General features: G+C 32.1%; 17 protein-coding genes. 6 read left to right on the top strand and 11 right to left on the bottom strand.

What is annotated here, in order from left to right; all coding sequences use genetic code 11:
• The first annotated feature begins 1095 nt into the window (after positions 1-1095).
• The 4 genes from GTZ96_RS10925 to GTZ96_RS18425 all read left to right on the top strand — a co-directional run bounded on the left by GTZ96_RS10925 (position 1096) and on the right by GTZ96_RS18425 (position 6801).
• Entirely contained in the window at positions 1096-2727 is a 1632-nt protein-coding gene (locus GTZ96_RS10925) for a vitamin K epoxide reductase family protein (protein ID WP_161643970.1), read from the top strand.
• A 198-nt stretch (positions 2728-2925) separates the two neighbouring features.
• A complete protein-coding gene (locus GTZ96_RS10920; protein ID WP_161643969.1) occupies positions 2926-5136 on the top strand; it encodes a peptidase domain-containing ABC transporter in 2211 nt (736 codons plus the stop codon).
• Complete coding sequence (locus tag GTZ96_RS10915) at positions 5129-6427, top strand: HlyD family efflux transporter periplasmic adaptor subunit (RefSeq protein ID WP_161643968.1); 1299 nt, start codon at positions 5129-5131, stop codon at positions 6425-6427. The genes GTZ96_RS10920 and GTZ96_RS10915 overlap by 8 nt, the downstream gene beginning before the upstream one ends.
• Before the next feature lie 161 nt (positions 6428-6588).
• A complete protein-coding gene (locus GTZ96_RS18425) occupies positions 6589-6801 on the top strand; it encodes a hypothetical protein (protein WP_317168900.1) in 213 nt (70 codons plus the stop codon).
• A gap of 2 nt (positions 6802-6803) precedes the next feature.
• Here GTZ96_RS18425 and rodA read toward each other — a convergent pair whose 3' ends face one another.
• The 6 genes from rodA to purH all read right to left on the bottom strand — a co-directional run bounded on the left by rodA (position 6804) and on the right by purH (position 14023).
• Positions 6804-8039: a rod shape-determining protein RodA gene (rodA, locus tag GTZ96_RS10905; RefSeq protein ID WP_161643967.1), complete on the bottom strand. Its 1236-nt coding sequence runs from the start codon at positions 8037-8039 to the stop codon at positions 6804-6806.
• A 15-nt stretch (positions 8040-8054) separates the two neighbouring features.
• A complete protein-coding gene (gene mrdA, locus GTZ96_RS10900) occupies positions 8055-10013 on the bottom strand; it encodes a penicillin-binding protein 2 (protein ID WP_161643966.1) in 1959 nt (652 codons plus the stop codon).
• Entirely contained in the window at positions 10010-10516 is a 507-nt protein-coding gene (locus tag GTZ96_RS18320) for a rod shape-determining protein MreD (protein ID WP_161643965.1), read from the bottom strand. The genes mrdA and GTZ96_RS18320 overlap by 4 nt, the downstream gene beginning before the upstream one ends.
• A complete protein-coding gene (mreC, locus tag GTZ96_RS10895) occupies positions 10509-11336 on the bottom strand; it encodes a rod shape-determining protein MreC (RefSeq protein ID WP_161643964.1) in 828 nt (275 codons plus the stop codon). Before mreC ends, GTZ96_RS18320 begins: the two co-directional genes overlap by 8 nt.
• Positions 11337-11414: 78 nt before the next feature.
• A complete protein-coding gene (locus GTZ96_RS10890; protein ID WP_026712801.1) occupies positions 11415-12443 on the bottom strand; it encodes a rod shape-determining protein in 1029 nt (342 codons plus the stop codon).
• A gap of 53 nt (positions 12444-12496) precedes the next feature.
• Positions 12497-14023, bottom strand: coding sequence for a bifunctional phosphoribosylaminoimidazolecarboxamide formyltransferase/IMP cyclohydrolase (purH, locus tag GTZ96_RS10885; protein ID WP_161643963.1), 1527 nt, complete (start codon positions 14021-14023; stop codon positions 12497-12499).
• Between the two features lie 193 nt (positions 14024-14216).
• On the opposite strand from purH, the gene GTZ96_RS10880 reads away from it, so the two are divergent.
• Positions 14217-15467, top strand: coding sequence for an ABC transporter permease (locus GTZ96_RS10880; protein WP_161643962.1), 1251 nt, complete (start codon positions 14217-14219; stop codon positions 15465-15467).
• Positions 15468-15696: 229 nt separating this feature from the next.
• On the opposite strand, the gene accD is transcribed toward GTZ96_RS10880, so the two are convergent.
• The 3 genes from accD to tamL all read right to left on the bottom strand — a co-directional run bounded on the left by accD (position 15697) and on the right by tamL (position 20347).
• Positions 15697-16551 (bottom strand): acetyl-CoA carboxylase, carboxyltransferase subunit beta, encoded by an 855-nt coding sequence (accD, locus tag GTZ96_RS10875; RefSeq protein WP_161643961.1) that lies wholly within the window; start codon positions 16549-16551, stop codon positions 15697-15699.
• A gap of 112 nt (positions 16552-16663) precedes the next feature.
• Entirely contained in the window at positions 16664-17731 is a 1068-nt protein-coding gene (fbaA, locus tag GTZ96_RS10870; RefSeq protein ID WP_161643960.1) for a class II fructose-bisphosphate aldolase, read from the bottom strand.
• A 60-nt stretch (positions 17732-17791) separates the two neighbouring features.
• Positions 17792-20347, bottom strand: coding sequence for a translocation and assembly module lipoprotein TamL (gene tamL / locus GTZ96_RS10865; protein WP_161643959.1), 2556 nt, complete (start codon positions 20345-20347; stop codon positions 17792-17794).
• 38 nt (positions 20348-20385) lie between these two features.
• Between tamL and GTZ96_RS10860 the strand changes: the two genes are divergently transcribed.
• Complete coding sequence (locus GTZ96_RS10860; protein WP_161643958.1) at positions 20386-21117, top strand: TrmH family RNA methyltransferase; 732 nt, start codon at positions 20386-20388, stop codon at positions 21115-21117.
• Between the two features lie 4 nt (positions 21118-21121).
• Here GTZ96_RS10860 and porT read toward each other — a convergent pair whose 3' ends face one another.
• Both porT and ubiE read right to left on the bottom strand, forming a co-directional pair.
• Positions 21122-21823: a type IX secretion/gliding motility protein PorT/SprT gene (gene porT, locus GTZ96_RS10855; protein ID WP_161643957.1), complete on the bottom strand. Its 702-nt coding sequence runs from the start codon at positions 21821-21823 to the stop codon at positions 21122-21124.
• A 17-nt stretch (positions 21824-21840) separates the two neighbouring features.
• Positions 21841-22572 (bottom strand): bifunctional demethylmenaquinone methyltransferase/2-methoxy-6-polyprenyl-1,4-benzoquinol methylase UbiE, encoded by a 732-nt coding sequence (gene ubiE / locus GTZ96_RS10850; protein ID WP_161643956.1) that lies wholly within the window; start codon positions 22570-22572, stop codon positions 21841-21843.
• Positions 22573-22581: the final 9 nt, after the last annotated feature.

Genomic DNA, 22581 nt, shown 5'->3' with positions numbered 1-22581 from the left:
TTCCGCCTGAACTATTCCAACAATCAAAATCACTTGTACATGACTGTCCAAAACTACCACCACTACCAACCACAAGCTTCAACTGATCTCGAGATAGAATCTCATCTACCTTGATTAAATTTAATTTAATTTTTTTCATGATTTTTTTTTAATTACTTTAATTACGAAATAACCAACTTAAAGTTGAATACTTCTACTATTTCATTTTTCTTAACCTCTCCCAAACGTTTTCGAAGAAAGGTCTTTGTTGTTGTCTTCTGCCTAGCAGGATAAACAATTTTGTTATTTATTTTATTTCCCCGTTTACCTCCTTTCCTTATTAATGTTAAAAAAAAATGTTTTAAATCTATTATTGTATCTAATCTGATCAATAACTAATGACAACAAATGTTGATGTAAAGGAATATAAATCCTTAAAAAACATTGTTGATATACTTCTTCTGTTTCATTTCGTTTTTTACAACGGAATGATAAATATTATAGTTTCTTGCTGTATCATTGGTTAAATCTAATGAAAGTGTTTTATTACAAATATAAATTTTATTTTTAATAAACCTAGTAATTTTCCTTAATAAATGAATTATAGTAAAATACTACGGTGTTAAATTTCAGATGATTGTCTGATTGTAATAGTATTGAATTATGAAATGGACTAAAAAAATAAAAATATTAATGGGATTTTAAATTAATAGAAGATGGAATTTTATTGTTTTAACCTGAGCAATTCATAAAATAATATTTATCCTTTCGAAAGCAATATTTAGTTACTCCTCGCTTGCCAACTACAAGGAAAACATTCAATTTCTCTTTTAATATGAATACTTTCTATCAAGTATGAAATATTCAAATTCAACGAAATTGCAAAAAAAAATTGAAGATCAGATTGGCAGGATACAAATATTTATGACATATACCTAGAATTAATGGAATTAGCTTTTAGACAGTTTTCTTATTTGTTAAGAATTGATTATTTTTTTAATTTTTAAAAATGGGCTCAATTTAAATACAGATATACTGGGTATTTATTAAAAAAATCAGATTTTTATGATGATTTAACACTTTAAGACTATGATATATTAAAACCAATTCCTACATTTGAAAATAAATCAATTATTAATCTATTTATTTTTTTATATGGATAATTGTGTAAATGTCACAAAACAGCTATTAAGATTACTTAACGTTAAAAATACTAAGACATATTTAGAGGATAAGATTTTTTCTCACCCCGAGCATCCTAGTTTATTAGCAGTTTCAGATACATTAGAGAAATACAATATAGAAACTCTAGCAGTAAAAATTGATGCTGAGAAACTAAATAAAATGCCTTTGCCTTGCGTTGTCCAGGTAAATGAACATGGAGTTCCTTTGTTTTTCGTATTACAAGATATACTTGTCGATAAAATTATCTATTATGATGATCAAAATAAATTGGTTAAAACACCAAAAGAAGATTTCTTTAAAAAGTGGACAGGTGTTTGCTTATTAGTTGAAACATCAGAAGATTCAAAAGAAGTAGATATTGAAAAAAAACTAGTAGAAAAAAAACTATTAAATATCCTAAAAGGGAGTGTCATCTTGTTTTTACTTAGTTGGATAATATTATCTTTTTTAAATGCAAATGTAGCGGTTACTTTTTCTTCAAGATTGTATATAATTGCTTATATCATTTTAAAATTAATTGGGCTTACTGTAGGAGTCTTACTTTTATGGTTTGAAGTAGATCAATACAATCCCACATTACAAAATTTTTGCTCAGGTGGTAGTGAAAAAATTAACTGTAACTCTGTTTTAACTTCCAAATACGCAAAACTGCTTAATGGTACTCTAAGTTTAAGTATCTTAGGTTTTTCCTATTTTTTCGGGACATTCATCTATTTAATAATTTGTAGTTTTTCTGTTATATCATTATCTGTTTTAGGTCTGTTTAGTTTTATTACTTTACCTGTAATAGTTATTTCTGCTTATTACCAAGCATTTGTTATTAAACAATGGTGTAAATTTTGTATAGTTATACAAGGTGCTTTAGTTGCAGAAATTGTTATTGTTTTTTTTGGAAAATTTTACAAAGCAAATAATTTAAGTATAGAAACGCTTCCTTTATTATTAGCACTGGTTTTGATGTCCATACTGGCTTGGAAAATAATTAAACCACTCTTACAGCGGGAAAAAGAAGTAAATATACATAAACGAAGTTTCAAAAAAATAAAGAATAACCCAGACGTATTAGAAGGATTATTAAAGAAATCTAGAAAGATAGAGACTAGTTCACAAGGCTTAGGGATTTCTATGTATAATGAAACTGCAAAATACAATGTAATAAAAGTGTGTAACCCCTTTTGTGGCCCCTGTGCTAAAGCTCATCCCATTTTGGATAATTTGTTAAATGCAGGAAAGATAAATTTACAAATACTCTTTACAGCTAGTACTGATGGTAAAGATATAAAAGCTAGACCAGTAAGTCATTTTTTAGCCATTGATGCTCAAGGAGATAAAAGTAAAACACAAAAAGCATTAGATGATTGGTATATGGTAGAACAAAAAGATTATGAGAAGTTTGCTAGTAGATATCCTATTGAAGATGAATTAAAACAACAAGACGATAAAATTGAAGCTATGCGTGTTTGGTGTGATTCTGAAAATATAATTGCCACACCGACTATTTTTATTAATGGATATGAGTTACCTAAGGAATATAGTATAGAAGATTTAAAAGAAGTATTATAATAACAAAATCTAAAAGTATACAATGTTTAGGAGATAACAATATCTTTTTTTGTCTAAAACTAGGCTAACCTTACTCTTAATAGATTCACTCCTGTAGTATTGTGAAGTATAATAAAATAATTATATGAGCTTAGAAAAAGACTAAATATCTGTTAGATATAAGACCTTTATATAAATTAAAAATGATATACATTTAATTTGAAAAAAACATTCCCCTTTTATAAGCAACCAGACTCCAAAGATTGTGGCCCTACTTGTTTACGCATAATAGCAAAACATTATGGCAAATTAATTTCTTTACAAGAAATACGAGACCTTTCGGAAACCACTAGAGCAGGCAGTAATTTATTAAAATTAAGTGATGCTGCTGAAGCTATTGGGTTTAAATCATTAGGGATTAAAATTGATTATCAAAAATTAAAAGAGGCACCATTTCCACTAATTGTACATTGGAATAAAAATCATTTTGTGGTAGTGTATAACATTAAGAAAGATATTGTATATATGTCAGACCCTTCTTATGGTTTAATCTCTTATAAAAAAGACGAGTTTATTCAACGATGGATTGGTAGTAATGCTACAGAAAACACAAAAGAAGGCATCACATTACTATTAGAACTTACGCCAAAATTTAAACAGCTAGATTGGAATGAAATCGATAAAAAGTCATTTCGATTTTTATTTCAGTACTTGTTTAAATACAAAAAATTACTTCTGCAATTGGTTATAGGTTTAGTAGTTGGAAGTATGTTACAACTCATCTTTCCGTTTTTAACTCAAAGTATTGTTGATGTAGGAATACAAAATCAGGACATCGATTTTATTTATATGGTTTTAATAGCACAAGTTATGTTGTTTCTAGGACAAATTAGTGTCCGTATTTTTAGAAGCTGGATTATGCTCCATTTAAGCACTCGAATTAATATCTCGCTGGTTTCTGATTTTTTTATTAAACTTATGAATCTTCCCATTGCTTATTTTGATACCCGCATGACGGGTGATATTATGCAACGTATAAATGACCATGGTCGCATAAAAAGTTTATTGACAGGTTCTGCACTAAATACGCTTTTTTCTATGGTGAATTTATTGGTCTTTGGTCTAGTACTCGTTCATTACAGCCTTAAAATCTTTTTTATATTTGCTTTAGGAAGTATTGTATATGTTGCTTGGATTTTGTTTTTCTTAAAAAGACGTAAAGAGTTAGATTATAAACGCTTCTCTGTATCAAGTCAAGAACAAAGTGTGGTCATTGAGCTTATTAATGGAATGCAAGAAATAAAAATGAATAATGCTGAAAAGCAAAAGCGTTGGAAATGGGAATATTTACAAGCCCGCATGTTTAAAGTATCTATGGAAAGTTTAGTCCTTAGTCAAACTCAAGAGGTTGGCTCTTCTTTCATTAATCAATTAAAGAACATTTTTATAACCTTTACATCAGCACTCTTAGTTATTGAAGGTTCTATTACATTAGGAATGATGCTCTCTATTCAATACATTATTGGACAGCTAAATAGTCCTATAGAACAACTAGTAGGATTTATACAAGCCACACAAGATGCTAAAATAAGTTTAGAACGGTTAGGTGAGATTCATGACAAAAAAGATGAAGAAAACGAAGAGAAGCAATTATTATCAAACATCAAACCAAACCAAAATATAGACATTAAAGATATTACATTTAGATATTTAGGAAATGATGAAAATGTTATAAAAGGCTTAAGTATACATATTCCTGCTAACAAAATTACAGCTATTGTGGGGGCTAGTGGAAGTGGAAAAACAACATTAATGAAAATACTATTGAAGTTTTATGATATTGAGAAAGGAAATATTTTGTATGGTGAACACTATCTAAATGCTATATCTCATAAAGCATGGCGTTCTAATTGTGGTGTAGTGATGCAAGAAGGTTATGTATTTAATGATACCATTGCGTTTAATATTGCGATTGGTGAAGATACCATAGATCAAGAACGCTTAATCAAGGCTACCAAAACTGCAAATATTTATGATTTTATTCAATCATTACCTCTTGGCTTTAATACAAAAATTGGGAACGAGGGTATCGGTATTAGTACAGGTCAAAAACAGCGATTATTTATGGCTAGAGCAATCTATAAAAATCCAGATATTTTGTTTTTTGATGAGGCAACTTCTGCTTTAGATGCAAAAAACGAACGTGTTATTATGGAAAATTTAAACAGTTTTTTTAAAGATAAAACTGTTGTTATTATTGCACATCGTTTAAGTACAGTTAAAAATGCAGACCAAATTGTAGTTCTAGATGATGGCAAAGTTATTGAATATGGAAAACATCATGAATTGCTAGAACTTAATGGCGCATATTATAATTTAGTTAGAAACCAGTTAGAGTTAGAAAAATTAAGTAGTGTTGCAAATGTCTAAAAAAATAAAACAAGATAATTTAGATTTAAGGTCAGAGGAAGTACAGGAGATATTATCAAATCCACCAATATGGATTGTGCGTTGGGGTATAACACTTATTTTTATGTTTATTTGTGTTATTCTTATTTTATCTTTCTTGATTAGATATCCAGATTTTGTTGAATCAAAAGTACTAGTTACAACAAAAAAACCAACAGAAAAGATAATATCTAGACATTCTGCCCAACTAGATAAAATTTTTATAAAGAATAGAGATACGGTACAAATAAATCAAAAGTTAGCTATATTCAAAAATACTGCAAACTATAAAGATGTATATCTTTTAAAAGACATTATAAATGCACACCCTCTTAACTTTAAATATTTCAAGTTTCCTTTTGATAAGACATCGCATCTAGTTTTAGGAGATATTAGCTCAGCTTACATAAATTTTGAAAAAAGTTATACCGATTATTATTTGCTAAAAAATCTTGATCCTTATTCAAATCAGTTGATAGGAAATAAAACTTCCCTTGAAGAGATTAAAATACGTCTTAAAAATCAAATTATTCAAAAAGGACTTTTAGAGCAAGAACTTTTATTAAAAAAGAATGAATTCAAAAGATATGAGCATCTATTTGAAAAAGGTATAATATCCCAACAAGATTATGAGTTAAAAGAACTAGGATACATACAAATACAGAAAAACATCAGCATAATGGCTATTTCTATTTCTCAAATGCGAGAGGCTATTACGTCTGCAAATCAAACGGTTAACAAAACTCATATAAATGAACAGGAAGATAACACTAGATTCTTACGAAATATGACTCAATCTTATGATTTGCTTAAAGAAGCTATTCGAAATTGGGAATATACCTATGTGTTAAAATCATCTATCCAAGGGACTATTAGTTTTCAAGAATATTGGGGAGCAAATCAATTTGTTTCTACAGGCAGTATCGTATTTTCTATTTTACCTATAAATATATCTAATTTAGTAGGTAAGTTAGTACTTCCTGCTCAGAATTCTGGAAAAGTTGTTATAGGACAAAAAGTTTTCATAAAACTAGATAACTACTCATACCAGCAGTATGGAATGTTGATTGGTAAAGTAGAGAGCATATCTGTGTCACCTGATAAAGAAGGGAAATACTTTGTTTATGTTTCACTCCCTAATGGTACTAAGACTTCATATAAGCGAGAACTGCCCTTTAAACAGGAGCTTATAGGGAATGCTGAAATTATAACTGAAGATCTGAGCGTAGCTCAGAGATTATTTTATAAGTTTAAGGATATATTTAAATATTAGTATACATCCGTACGTTTAGATAAAATGTATTTGAAATTATTCCAGATAAAGAGAGAGGATATATTGGTAAGCTAAAGGCTCCTTCCCTCAACTCAGGAAAAATAAGAACAGGACAAGAAATAAATATTAGACTTGTTAATTATCCAGATAGGGAATTTGGAATGTTGAAAGGGATTGTAAAAACTATTTCCCTGATACCTGACAAAGAAGGTAATTTATTTATTGATGTTTCGTTCCCTAATGCACTTGAAACTTCATATAATAAACAAATCATTTTTCAACAAGAGATGTCAGGAACAGCAGAGATTGTTACTGAAGATTTAAGATTGATAGAAAGATTATTGTATCAATTTCGAGATATTTTTAATAGATAATATTACCATTCGTTTACTTTATTGGCATCCATTTTAAGGAATATAAAAAGTAAAATCGTAAATCCCCATAAACCGGAACCCCCATACGAGAAGAAAGGCAGTGGTACTCCAATAGTTGGAAAAATTCCACTAACCATGGCGATATTTACAAAAAAGTGTGTAAATAAAATTCCAGCGGTACAATAGCCATATACTCTACTGAATTTTGTTTTTTGTCTCTCGGCAAGGAAAATAAGTCTTAAAAATAAGGTTACAAATAAGCCAATTACAATTAGTGACCCTATAAAACCCCATTCTTCACCTACAGTAGTAAAGATGTAATCAGTGTGTTGTTCAGGTACAAAACCTCCCTTAGTTTGTGTTCCTTCGAGAAAGCCTTTTCCAAATAAACCACCTGATCCAATTGCGATTTCAGATTGATTTGTATTATAACCAATTCCTTTTAAATCTACTGTTTTACCCAGTAAGATGTTAAAACGGTCTCTGTGGTGTTGTTTAAAAACATGTTCAAAAACATAATTTACTGATAACACAAAGCCTGAAATAAGTACAAACAAAATACTACTTCCTACAATATTTCTATCGCCTAATCTGGATTTGAAATAGACAATAATTATAGTTAATAAAGCCATTAATATGACATACTGTGGTTCGAATATCAGTGTGAATACAAATAATGTAATGGCAATAAATCCAGTCCAGATGTACCAAGCTGGCAAGCCTTCGCGGTATAAAACAACTAAGAAAATACTATAAATAAGCGCACTTCCAGGGTCGGGTTGTGGCAAGATGAGCATTACAGGCAGGAATACAATAGCTAATGCCTGAATTTGTCTGTTTACGTCTTTTAAATTAATTTGAGAATCACTTAAATATTTGGCTAAAGCCAATGAAGTAGCTGCTTTTGCGAATTCTGAGGGTTGTAATGTAAAGCTTCCTATGGCATACCAACAACGTTGGCCGGCAATAGTTTTACCAAAAACAAATAATCCCATTAAAGATAATAATGAAACTCCGAAAATGATACTGGCATATTTTTCATAAAATTTCCCATCTACTGCAACAATCAAAAAAATCAAAGGAATTGTCAATGCAATAAATATCAATTGCTTTTGGTAAGTATCTTCAATAGACGATAGCGACGAAGAATAGATATTTAACCATCCTAATATCACTAAGCTGCTATAAATGATAACACATATCCAGTCAATATTTTTCTTTACACTTTGATTTTTCATTAGTAAATGAATCTCTTAATTAATTTTTTTCTTAGTAGTATCTATTGCCGAATTTGTTTTAACCTCACTATTGGTTTTTACCTCGTTGTATTTGCGTATCGAGTCTTTTGGAGTAGTTTCAATAGCGCTTGCTTCTTTCATTCCGCCTAATTTAGCATATTCATCTCTTAAGCTTTTCTCAAGAATTCTTTTTTCTAAATCGGTTCTGGTAATTTTTTTTCTCAAATATTTTTCAATCATCAAACTTGCTATTGGGCCTGCTATCGAAGCTCCAAATCCTCCGTTTTCAACCAGAACTGCAATAGCAATTTTTGGATTGTCTTTTGGTGCAAAGGCCACAAAAATAGAGTGATCTTCTAATTGTACTTTTTTACCTCCAATTTTCGCAAAGTTTTCTGCTGTTCCTGTTTTTCCACAAATATCAATTCCGTCGACTCTAAGTCCTCTTGCAGTTCCTAAGTTGAACACATCAAATAATCCACTTATAATAGGTGTGAAATATTTTTTATCAATAGTGGTTTCGTGTTTAACTTTGAATTTTGGATCAATTTTTTCTCCTTTTATTGTCTTAATGATATGTGGAGTGTAATAATAACCTTGGTTAGCAATCGTAGCCATCATATTAGCTAGCTGAATTGGAGTTGCTAAAACTTCACCCTGTCCAATAGCATTAGAAACAATGGCGGTGCTTCTCCAGCCTCCGTTAGGATAAATACGTTTGTAGGTTTTTGAAGTCGGAATGCTTCCTCTTTTACCAGTTGGTAAATCATAGCCCATAAATTGACCAAGACCAAAACTTTTAACGTGGCTGCTCCAAACGTCAACAGCATAAGAAGGTTTTACATATTTATTAATGGTTCGCATGTAAGCTGTTCCAAAGTAAGCATTACAAGATTCGTATATACCACGATGCAATTGTAAAGCACCTCCATGACAGTGGCATCTCATAAACCGTCCCCTGGCATAACTAAAACCATGGTGGCAAAAAACGGTAGTTTGCTCATCGATGGCGCCTTCTTGAAGCGCTACTAAACCTGTAAGGAGTTTAAAAGGTGAACCAGGAGGGTATTCAGCAAGTAAACCTCTATCATATAAAGGCTTTGCAATTGAATCATGATATAGTAAAGTATAGTTTTTAGAACGCTGTCTACCAACTAAAATTCCGGGATCATAAGATGGAGCGGTAACTAAAGCTAGAATTTCTCCTGTTTTAGGTTCTATCGCTACAATTCCACCTCTTTTATTGATCATTAATTGTTCGCCATAGCGTTGAATTTCGGCATCAATAGTAAGGTTGATGTCTTCACCCTGTACGGCAATGGTATCGTATTTTCCGTTTTTGTAAGAGCCTATTTCGCGGTTGTACTTGTCTTTTTGGAAATATTTAACTCCTTTTATTCCGCGTAAAATTTCTTCGTAGTATTCTTCAACACCTTGTCGTCCTATTAAATCACCACTTTTGTAATAAGGTTTCTTTTCAATTATTTTATCGTTTACCTGAGTGATGAAGCCAAAAATATTTGCACCAAAATCTACCTCGTAATCACGAAGGGAACGTTTTTGGACATAAAAACCTTCAAACTTTCTGATTTTTTCCTGAAAGGCAGCGTACTCACTTTTGTTTAACTGAGATAAAAAAACCGAAGGCAGACGCGGACTGTAAATTTTAGCTTTAGCTATTTTGGTTAAAAAATCTTCTTTGGTAATATCTAATAACTGGCAAAATTCTAAGGTGTCTAAGTTTTTTATGTCCCTTGGAATTACCATAATATCATAAGAAGCCTGGTTGGCTACTAAAAGAGTTCCGTTTCTATCGTAAATATAGCCTCTTTCGGGATATTCGTATTGTATTTTAATAGCGTTGTTCTCTGATTTCAATTTGAAAGTATCGTTGATTACCTGCAAATAAAAAATCCGAATTAGTAGCAAGGATGCTGCGACAATAATGATAGAAGGCAGCAGAAGTTTTCTCATCGTTTGTTTGGCTTAATAAGATATATTATTATAATGCAACTAATGATTGTAAATATAGTACTTAGTAAAGTTCTAATTAGAATGTCAAATATAAAACTAACCTGGAAGGCTTCTAATATAAATAACGTAAAATGATGTATTATTACTGCTAGAAGTATGAATGAAAATCTTTCGGGAGTTAATGCTTCATTTAACTTTATGGTTTGGTATTCGTAACTGACACCAAATGCAAATTTAAAAAGATAGGGTCTGTAGAAGGCCAATATTACACAAGCTGTGGCGTGAATTCCACCAGAATTTGAGAAGAAATCCATTGTTAATCCAAGTAAAAAACTGCTGAATAATAAAGCTGATTTGTTAGAATTTACCGGATATAAAATTATGAAAAGGATATAAGGCAATGGTAGTATAAAGCCTAAAAAAGTCATGTTGTTGAATATGACAATTTGAAGGGTTAATAGTAAAATAAACCTTAAAATATTGACTAACAAACTGCTATTCATCTTTTTTATTTCCTTTTTCTAAATTATTAACTTCGTCTCTGTCTTTACTTTTAATGATATATACATGACCTAAATTAGTCATGTCATTAAATAATTTAATATTTAAAACGTAATAATTAGTTTCCTCATCTTTAAAAACTTTATCAATTGTTCCAATATTGATGTTTTCTGGGAAGATAACTGATTGCCCTCCAGTTACAATAGTGTCTCCTTTTCTTACTGAAGCTAGTCTAGGAACATCTTGTAATTGAACAAATCCAGTGCTTTTTCCATCCCAAGTTAATGAACCAAAATGATTTGATTTTTTGATTTTAGCATTAATCTGCGATTTAGTATTTAAAATACTAACAACAGTTGAGTATTTAGGAGAGGTGTGGTCTATGATTCCCACAATTCCTAAGCTGTTAATTACCCCCATGTCTGATTTAACTCCGTCGTTTGAACCTGAATTCAAGGTTAAGAAGTTTTCATGAGTGTTGTAGGAGTTGTGAATCACTTTTGATACTACAATGTCTTCTGGAGCCACACCTTTAAGGTTTTGTGGCTTTTCTATAGTTGTGGTGTCTTTAGTGTTGAAAATAATGCTTTTAAGTCTTGCGTTTTCAAGCGCCAAAGCATCGTTTTCAGTTTTAAGATTCAAATATTCAGTTATGTTGTTTATTTTTTCATAAACACCGCCAGTTAAAAAATTAGCAGAACTGATGATTCTACTTTTATGGTAAGAATGAGACTGTATCGTAAGCAAAAGCGAAACGCATAATAACAGCAAAAACAGTAATCGATTACTGTTTTTGAATATAAAGTTAAATATTTGCTGCATTCTTTATTTGATTATTAATTTCAGGATATGCTAATGTATTTATAATTTAAGTTATAAATGCATTTTCCAGAAAACAGTTTATTTTATTAAGATACTCTTAAATTTTCCAATGTTTTTCAGCGCCATTCCAGTTCCTCTAACTACAGCTCTTAACGGATCTTCTGCAATGTAAACAGGTAAGTCTGTTTTTTGAGAAATACGTTTGTCTAATCCTCTAAGCATAGAACCTCCACCAGCAAGGTAAATCCCTGTGTTGTAAATATCGGCAGCTAATTCAGGAGGAGTTTGAGATAAAGTTTCCATTACAGCATCTTCAATTCTTTGGATAGATTTATCTAAAGCTTTGGCAATTTCTCTATAAGAAACATCAACTTGTTTTGGTTTTCCAGTTAGTAAATCTCTACCTTGAACAGACATGTCTTCTGGAGGAGTTTCTAAATCTTCAATGGCAGCACCAATTTGTATTTTTATTTTCTCAGCAGTACTTTCTCCAACAAATAAGTTGTGTTGAGTACGCATGTAATATACAATATCATTTGTGAAAACGTCACCGGCAATTTTTACTGATTTATCACATACAATTCCACCTAAAGCAATTACAGCGATTTCAGTTGTACCACCTCCGATGTCAACAATCATGTTTCCTTTTGGTTGCATGATGTCAATTCCAATACCGATTGCAGCTGCCATTGGCTCATGGATCAAGTAAACTTCTTTTCCGTTTACTCTTTCACAAGATTCCTTTACGGCTCTCATCTCTACTTCAGTAATTCCAGAAGGAATACAAACCACCATTCTTAAGGCAGGAGTAAACATTCTCTTTTTTAATGCAGGGATACTGTTGATAAACATTTTTATCATTTGTTCTGATGCATCAAAATCGGCAATTACACCATCCTTTAAAGGCCTAATGGTTTTAATGTTTTCATGCGTTTTACCTTGCATTAGGTTTGCCTCTTTACCAACAGCAATAATTTTTCCTGTTATTCGGTTTCGGGCAACTATAGAAGGGCTGTCAATGACAACTTTATCATTATGTATGATTAATGTATTAGCGGTACCAAGATCTATCGCAATATCCTCGGTCATGAAATCAAAAAATCCCATACGATTTTTAGGGGTTAAAAGTTAAAAATTAGGAGCACGCAAAGTTAAACAAATTAATGTTTGAAATGACGTGTTCCTGTAAATACCATTGCCAAATTATTTTCGTTACAATAGTCAATGCTTAATTGATCTTTAATTGATCCGCCTGGTTGAATTACAGCTGTGATTCCAGCTTCTTTTGCTAAAGCAACACAGTCGGGGAATGGGAAGAAAGCATCGCTAGCCATAGAAGCTCCAGTTAAATCAAATCCAAAATGTTTTGCTTTTTCAACAGCTTGTTGTAGTGCATCTACTCTTGAAGTCTGACCTGTTCCAGATGAAATTAAGGTTCCGTTTTTAGCGAAAACAATTGTGTTTGATTTGGTGTTTTTACAAATCTTAGAAGCAAAAATTAAATCTTCAATTTCTTGTTCTGTTGGACTTGTAATGGTAACGGTAGTTAAGTCTTTTTTATTGTCTGTAATGTTGTTTCTTTCTTGAATTAACAATCCGTTAAGACAAGTACGAACTTGTTTTTGTGGTAATTCAATATCATTTTGAACTAAAATGATTCTGTTTTTCTTTTCTTGTAAAATAGTTACCGCTTCTGCATCATATGCTGGAGCAATTACAACTTCACAGAATAATTTGTTGATTTCTGCTGCTGTTGCTGCATCAATTGTAGTATTCGAAATTAATACTCCTCCAAAGGCTGATGTAGGGTCGCAAGCTAATGCTGCTAAGTAAGCTTCGCTAATTGTTTTTCTTGAAGCTAAACCACAAGCATTGTTGTGTTTTAATATGGCAAATGTAGGTCCGTCAGTTTTGAATTCGTTAATCAAATTCACTGCTGCGTCAACATCTAATAAATTGTTGTATGATAATTCTTTTCCGTGTAATTTTTTGAACATCGCGTCAAAATCTCCAAAGAAAAATCCTTTTTGGTGTGGATTTTCTCCGTAACGCAATACTTGACCATCAGCAATACTAGCTTTGAAAATGGTTTCGTCAGTATTGAAATAATTAAAAATAGCTCCATCGTAATGAGAAGATACGTGGAACGCTTTTGTAGCTAATAATTTTCTATCTTCAAGAGTTGTTGCTCCGTTTTGTTTTGTAATTAGGTCTAAGAATAAGCTGTACTCATTCATCGAAGCTACAATTACAGTGTCTTTGAAATTTTTTGCAGCAGCACGAATTAATGAAATTCCACCAATATCAATTTTTTCAATAATATCAGATTCACTAGCTCCAGAAGCTACTGTTTTTTCGAATGGATATAAATCAACTATAACTAAATCAATTTGTGGAATGTTGAATTCTTCCATTTGTTGCACATCACTTTCATTGTCTTGACGGTTCAAGATTCCTCCAAAAACTTTTGGGTGTAATGTTTTTACTCTTCCTCCTAGGATTGATGGGTAAGAAGTAACTTCTTCAACTGGTACTACAGGAATGCCTAAATTTTTTATAAAGTCTTCTGTTCCTCCTGTCGAATAAAGAGTAACATTTTGACTGTGTAATAATTTAACAATAGGCTCAAGACCTTCTTTCGAAAAAACCGAAATTAATGCAGATTGAATTGTTTTAGATGTGCTCATGTATAGTTTAAATTATAAAATGCAAAAATAGTTTTTTAAAGTGAAAATTAGCTATCTAGAAATGAGATAATTTAGATTTAATTGACTTTTTTTATATCTGAGTGAAATAGCTGTATTTTATTGTGTTAAAAGGGTTTTATATTAGGTTTTTGAAAAATATTTACAGAATTTTACCTTATTAAAATAGTTTTTTATGTTGTTATATCTCCGATTATTGAAAGAAAGTTTTGCTTTTGCTATCAATGCACTGCGAAATAATAAATTAAGGACCTTGCTTTCTCTGCTAGGGGTAACAATTGGAATCTTTTCTATCATTGCTGTATTGGCAGCAGTTGATTCATTAGATAGAAAAATTACAAATGATTTAAGTGGCCTGGATAAGAATACGATTTACCTGATGAAGTTTTCGTTTGGACCTTCGGATATTCCGAAATGGAAAAGAGAGCAGTTCCCTAATGTGAAGTACGATGAATATATTTATCTAAAAGGAGCAATGGGCAGTACCGCTGAATTAGGTTATCAGATTTTTACGAAAAAAGAAAATATAAAAAACGATTCCAAGACGGTGAGTGATGTAAATATTGTTCCGGTTTCGCATGAGTTTATCGATATTCAAGGGCTTGAGTTTCAAAACGGACGATTTTATAATGAGTCAGAAGCTAATTCAGGAGCAAAGGTTATTGTATTAGGAAATGATATTGCTACTAATTTATTTGAAAATACTGATCCAATAGGGAAGAATGTGAGGCTTTATGGTCAGCGCTTTACTGTAATTGGTGTTTTGGCTAAAAAAGGAGCGGGACTTTTTGGAGATAGTAACGATTCGGCAGTATTTATTCCAGTTAATTTTATCCGACAAAAATTTGGGGATAATAATACTTCGCTAACCAATGTTATTGTTTTTAAGCCTGTTGATGGCGTGGATATGGGAGCTTACAAGGCGGAGATTTCGCAAAAATTGCGTGCCTATAGAGGAGTGAAAGCAGGAGAGATCGATAATTTTTTTATTAATGTTTTCTCGGGTTTTACTGATTTGATAGATGGAATTATTGGAAGTATGAAATTAGGAGGCTGGGTGATAAGTGGTTTTTCTCTTTTGGTAGGCGGTTTCGGTATTGCTAATATTATGTTTGTTTCGGTAAAAGAACGTACGCATTTAATTGGGATTCAAAAATCATTAGGTGCCAAAAACAGATTTATCCTTTTTCAGTTTTTATTCGAAGCGATTATTTTGTCGGTTATCGGAGGAATAATTGGATTGTTACTGGTTTGGGGAATTGCTGTTGGTTTAACCAAGGCTTTGGATTTTGAATTTGTTTTAGGATTAGGAAATATTCTTTTGGGAACTGGATTAGCCGGAATGATAGGATTGATTTCCGGAATTTTGCCAGCCATTTCTGCTTCAAGACTAGATCCTGTGGAGGCAATTAGAACGGGGATGTGATTTTAGATTGCAGAATTTAGAATTTAGATTTTAGACTTTTCCGCAAACTTGTCTTTCCGATTAAGGAAGACTTAAGGGTTTACCTGAACAAGCGAAGCGATCTTATTATCAAATTCCGTAGGAATGAAATATTTTGTAGCAACGGAATTTATTCTGTTGGAATCATAATTAATAAAAAAATCCCATCCCGATATCGGGATGGGATTTTGTATTTATAGCAATTCGAAAATTATCTAATTTCGTTGTTTTGAATCAAATCAATATACAAGTTAATCTTGTCTTTTAATTCTTTTCTGGCAGTTATAAAGTCTAAGAAACCATGCTCTAAAAGAAATTCAGCTGTTTGAAAACCTTCTGGTAAATCTTTACCAGTAGTGTCTTTTACAACACGTGGTCCGGCAAATCCAATTAAGGCACCAGGTTCAGCAATGTTGATGTCTCCTAACATAGCGTAAGAAGCAGTTGTTCCTCCAGTTGTTGGGTCAGTACACAAAGAAATGTAAGGTAGCTTCGCTTCAGAAAGTTGGGCTAATTTTACTGATGTTTTGGCTAATTGCATTAAAGAATAAGCGGCTTCCATCATTCTGGCTCCTCCTGATTTCGAAATCATCACAAAAGGGAATCTGTTTTTGATAGCATGATCAATTCCTCTAGCGATTTTTTCCCCTACAACAGCTCCCATGGAACCACCGATGAAGGCAAAATCCATACAGCAGATAACAACATCTTTCCCTTTAGATTTTCCAACTCCAGTACGGACAGCATCTTTCAGTTTGGTTTTTTCCATAACATCTTTCAAACGGTCTGCATATTTCTTTGTATCGACAAAGTGCAAAGGGTCTTTAGAAGTGATGTTAGGATCTAATTCGGTAAATTTATTGTCATCGAATAAGATCTCAAAATAAGTAGCACTACCTATTCTTACGTGAAAACCATCTTCAGGGCTAACAAATAAGTTTCGTTCCAGTTCTTCGGCATCAATAATTTTTCCAGTAGGAGATTTGTACCAAAGTCCTTTTGGAACGTCCATTTTCTGTTCGGTAGGAGTTGTGATCCCTTTTTCTTGTCTTTTAAACCAAGCCATTTTTTTTATTTTAGAATGTAGATTTTAAAGTTTAGATTTTTCAATCTGATTTGAAATTTAGATTCTAGGCTTTCTTTTAGAAATCTAGAATCTAAATTCTGAAATCTAAAATTTAAAGTGTATTTACGTTGTTCAAGTCAGCAAAAGCTTGCTCAAGTCTCGTGTTGAAAGTTACTTCTCCTTCACGTAACCATTTTCTTGGGTCGTAATATTTTTTGTTTGGAGCATCAGCACCAGTTGGGTTACCAATTTGAGTTTTCAAGTAATCAATATTGTCAACCATGAAATCACGAATTCCTTCAGTGAAAGCAAATTGTAAATCAGTATCAATGTTCATTTTGATTACACCGTAGCTAATTCCTTCTCTGATTTCCTCTAGAGTAGAACCTGATCCACCGTGGAAAACAAAATCAACTGGGTTGTGTCCTGTGTTGAATTTGTTTTGAACGAAATCTTGAGAGTTTTTCAAGATTTTTGGAGTCAATTTTACGTTTCCTGGTTTGTAGACACCGTGAACGTTTCCAAAAGCAGCAGCAATAGTAAACTTTGGACTTACTTTAGATAATTCTTCGTAAGCATAAGCTACTTCTTCTGGTTGTGTGTATAATTTTGAGCTATCAACATCAGAGTTGTCAACACCATCTTCTTCACCACCTGTAATTCCAAGTTCGATTTCTAATGTCATTCCAATTTTGCTCATTCTTTCTAGGTAAGTTTTGCAAATTTCGATGTTTTCTTCAATTGGCTCTTCTGATAAGTCAATCATGTGAGAACTGAATAATGATTTTCCAGTTGCAGCAAAATGCTCTTCTGAAGCATCTAATAAACCATCAATCCAAGGCAATAATTTTTTTGCACAGTGGTCAGTATGTAAAATTACAGTTGCTCCGTAAGCTTCTGCTAAAGCGTGAATGCTTTTTGCTCCAGCAATCGCACCAGCGATAGCTGATTTTTCTCCTGCATTAGAAAGTCCTTTTCCCGCATTAAATTGTGCTCCTCCGTTTGAGAATTGGATAATAACTGGGGCATTTAATTTTGCAGCTGTTTCAAGTACACCATTGATTGTGTTAGATCCTGTAACGTTTACAGCAGGAAGTGCAAAACCTTTTTCTTTGGCATAATTAAATATCTCTTGTACTTGATCACCAGTTGCTACACCAGCTTTAATGTTGTGTCCCATTTTGTTTTTTGTTTTAGTTAGATTTTAGTTTTAGATCGCAAAAATAAGAATTTATTAGCATTAGAACGGATAATTTATCCCAAAATTTAAAACTGAGTGCGCGAAGTTGTAATCTCTAAACCATTTTTTACCCGATTCATCAGCAGGATTGTAGGTTTTGAAACCAAAATCAAAGCGAACTACAAAGAAGCTTAAATCATATCTAAGACCCAATCCAGAACCTAAAGCGATATCCTTTAAACTAGCAAAATTGTTAAAAGTTGATTTTTCATCGGTTACATTGTCGAAAACATTCCAAATGTTTCCTGCATCGGCAAATAAGGCTCCTTTTAAATCGCCTAAGATTTTAAATCGAAATTCAGCGCTAAGAGCAATTTTCATGTTGGCCTCGTTAAAGTCGTTGGTTGCACCGCTGCTTCCCGGCCCTAGACTATAGGGTTGCCAGGCACGATTGTCATTAGAACCACCTGAGAAATAACTTCGGGAAAAAGGAATGTAATCAGAATTGCCAAAAGGAATTGCAATACCAAAAAAGCTTCGTACAGCCAGTACTTTTTCTTTGTTTAAATCCCAATGTTTGATGTAATCAAATTCGGTTTTAATGTATTCGGAGTATTCTAAATTGAATATTTCGTGATTCCCTTTTTGATTTAATTGTTGGTTAGTTGTATTTGCAATCAAAGACAATAATGAACCCGCTGATTCTATTTTAGTTTTAAAAAGATAAAAAGTATTGTCGGCTAAATCTGCTTTTGTGGTTTTGCTAAAAGTAAAGTTTGTTGCCAGAATAAAATCGTTTTCTGTCAGTCGTACTCTTCTTTCTTCGATGCTTTTTACTTTTTTGAAATCAGTGTCAGATAGTCCGAAATTAGGGTTTCCAGCTAGAACATCTTGGGTGAAACCGCTAGTGCCCGATTCGATTATTAAATTGCCATCGTCATTAAAATAATCGGTATTAGTGTTGTATGTTTTTCCAAGTTCGTTAAGCGCATTGTAAGATGAGCCATAAACGTTGAAATAGTTTTCAGAATTTAAGTTGCGTACAAATTGAATGTTTAAAAGGTCAAAACGAGCAGTATTATTTCTTTTTGGGGTCCAATTATATGAAAAAGTTCCTGTGAAATTTTCTTTATCTAATCCAATATTTTTTTGTGTTGCATAACCAATACCTATTAATGTAGATGGAATCATGCTTTTGGGGATGATTTTCTCTGTAGAAAAAGGCATGAATATTCGAGGGAAATTCAGTTTAATATCGACTCCGTATTCTGATACGTTGAAAAATTGGTTGTTTGGATTGGCCAAATCTTTCGATGAACCAATGTTGGCTCTTGCTGAAATTTCCAATGTCTCGGCTCCATTAAAAATATTTCTAATAGTAAGCGATGGACTAAATGAAATCCCAATGTCTTGAATATTAGAGTGTGTGAAGTCGGCGGCATACCCAAAACTATACTTTTTTCTTGGTGTCAAATAGATTTTGGCAATCAAAGAATTATGGAGTGTATCTTTTTTATCTACTTCATATTGAATGCTTGGTGGATTAAATACTTTAAGATTGCTAAGGTATCTTGAAGTTAATACGGTTTTATAATCAGCAAATACAGAGCCTTTAGAAATAAAAATTGCGTCAGTTATTGCATGCGGTCTATACTTTAATTTTTCTCTACTATATATGTTGAAATTTTGATAGGAAATACTGTCGGTAATGTTTTGTTTACTTGTATTAGGCGAATAATCGGTGTAGATATCGACACTGCTAATTTTGTATAATTTAAAAGTTTCGATTCTTGTAGAATCCTGATCTTGGTAGTTGTAATCGCCAATGTTTACATTTACATTGGCTTTGTGTTTTTTACCAATGGTGTCAATGTCAAAGACAATAGCGGTGGGTTGGAAATAGTAAGCTCCATGATTTCTAAAATAGCTTGAAATGCGGTTTTTCTCGTCTGAGAAATCTGTTGTCTTATATTGATTCCCTGATTTAATAAACGATTTTTCCTTGTTGGTATTATACAAGGAATCTAAAGCAGGAGAGCTAATAGTGGCTTTTATCGAATCAAGAAAATAAGCGTTATGGGTTGTAATGTTGTATTTTATTTTTCCTCTTTTCAAGCTTATACTATCGTGTTCGTAGTCAGCTTCGACATTAAAAAAACCATTGTTGAAATAATAATATTTAAGTCTTGAAAGTGATTTTTTTGTTTTTGAGGTGTCAATAATTACGGGAGCTTCTCCCGTTTTCTTTAAGAAATCATGAATTCCATTATACAAAAAAGATTTTCCTAGTCTATCCACCTGTTTGGCAGAAAGCCATTTCGCTTTTCGTTCGTATTTCCCGGGATGATTGATGAATTTAGCCCGGTATGTTGAGTCTGGATTTAGATTAGCTAAATTGTAAATGTTCAATCGTAAACGGTAACCTAATAAGTTGCTGTTTGGCTTTTGGTACAATTGATTATGAACATCGTCGTCATTGATTTTTTTACCATTTACCAAAATTTGATTGCTTATAAGGAGTTGTTTGCCGTCTGGAACTCTTTTTTCGGCGTTACAGGCGGATATAATTATTCCTATTAGAATAAATAGTGATATTTTTGTTGAAATTTTTTTCAAGAGGTTTAATAATATTTAATTCAAAAGTACATATTTTTATGGTTAGTAAAAACCAAATAAAACTTATAACTAGTTTACAGCAAAAAAAGTATAGGATTAGCAATCATTTATTTTTTGCTGAAGGTGTAAAAGTTATCCAAGAGCTTTTGCAATCTAATTTTGAATTAGAACATTTGTACACTACTCAGTATGATTTTGAATCGGTTTTAGAAAGTAAAAAATCATTAATCCACGAGAATGATTTAAAAAAAATTAGCGCATTAGCAACTCCTAATAGTTGTTTGGCCGTTTTTAAAATTCCTGAAGAAAAAGAAATCATTAACTCAGGTTTGATTATCGCATTAGATGATATAAGAGATCCCGGTAATTTAGGGACTATTTTACGTTTGTGTGATTGGTTTGGAATCAAACAAGTAATTTGTTCTAAAGAAACGGTTGATATTTATAATCCTAAAGTAGTTCAGGCAACTATGGGATCTATTGCCAGAGTTCGTGTTGCTTATGTTGATTTGGTGGAATATATTTCGAAAACTAAGTTGCCTGTATTTGGAACTTTTATGGATGGCGAAAATGTGTATAAAAGCACTTTGCCTCAAGAAGGTATAATTATTATGGGAAATGAGGCGAATGGTATTTCGGAAGCAATTGAAGAATTAATCAAAAATAGAATTTCGATTCCTCGTTTTGGCGATTTACAAAAAACAGAAAGCTTGAATGTGGCTACTGCAACAGCAATTATTTTGAGCGAATTTAAACGAAATCTATCTTAAGATTTTAGTGAAAAGTAAAGTTAATTAAGATTGCCCTACTTTTAAGCGATTCTATATTGCTTGTCCAAGGGCTGTTAGGGTCATTGTCTCTAATGAGTTCGTCTTTAAGTCCAAAACTTCCACGTATAGACGGTGAGAATATGAAATATTCGGAAAAAAAATCGATTCCAAATCCTAATTCGTAACTAGTACTCCAAGGTTTTACCCTAAATTTTTGTTGCAGATTATCGTCCATCGTTTTAGAATTTCCTGATAAATTTAAGGTAGTTGATAATCCGCCTACAATATAGGGACGAATGTTTCCTGTGCGCAATGAAGAAAATTTTAATAGTAAAGGAAAATGGATATAAGTACTGTTTACATCTCGTAAAGCATCTATTTCTCGAGTGAAATTCGGATAATTTAGAGTTCTTTTAGTGTAATATAAACCCGGTTCAAAACGAAGGTTAATGTATTCCTGAAGTTTTAAATCGGCAACAACGCCTACATTAAATCCCGTACTTTTTTGCACTTGGATATCTGGCCCTACTGTTTTATAATCAATTTTAAAATCGAATGAGTTGAAACCAAGATAGTATCCAAAATACAAACGTTGTTTTTGAAAGTTCTCCAAATTGATAATAGGGTCTTTACTGAACATACCTTTAGACTGTGAATGTCCTTGAAAGGATAGTAGTAATAAAATAAAGACGGCTATTTTTTTCATTTTAAAGTAAACTTAGATTATTTTTTAGATGCAACATAAATGGTGGCTACCCCAAAAGTTTGTGGCATTGCTTTTACATCTATAAACCCAATTTGTCTTAAAATATTGTTTAGTGCTTCGCCATAAGGAAAGGCTGCAGCTGATTCAGACAAATAACCATAAGCTACATTATCTTTTGAAAATAACTTACCTATAATAGGAAGGATGTTGTTGCTGTAAAAATGATAACCTTGCTTGTAAGGTGTTTTGTCTGGTACTGAGGTTTCTAAAATAACAAAAGTTCCGTTTGGTTTCAGTACACGTAATATTTCGCCTAATCCTTTTTCCAAGTTTTCAAAATTTCGAACTCCAAAAGCAACTGTAATGGCATCAAAATGATTGTCTCCAAATGGAATGTTTTCAGAGTCGCCTAAAATCATTTCGATAGTGTTGGATAGTTTTTTTTGAGCAATTTTTTTTACTCCCACTTCTAGCATTCCTGCCGAGATGTCTAGTCCGGTAATTTTTTTAGCATTGGTGTTTGCCATTAAAATAGCTAAATCCCCAGTTCCTGTTGCTATGTCTAATATAGTTTCGGGATTTGTATTGGCAACAATTGCCAAAACTTTTTTTCTCCATTTAACATCAATGCCAAAAGAAATAACGCGGTTTAGATTATCATAGTTCCCAGAAATAGTATCAAACATTTTTGCTACTTGTTCTTTTTTGCCTAATTCAGAGTCTTTATAAGGGGTGATGTTTTTTGACATTTTTTAAAT

The sequence above is a fragment of the Flavobacterium undicola genome (assembly GCF_009909155.2).
Lineage (GTDB): Bacteria > Bacteroidota > Bacteroidia > Flavobacteriales > Flavobacteriaceae > Flavobacterium > Flavobacterium undicola.
The sequence above is the reverse complement of the archived record's forward strand: the minus strand, read 5'-3'. Positions and strand labels throughout refer to the sequence as shown.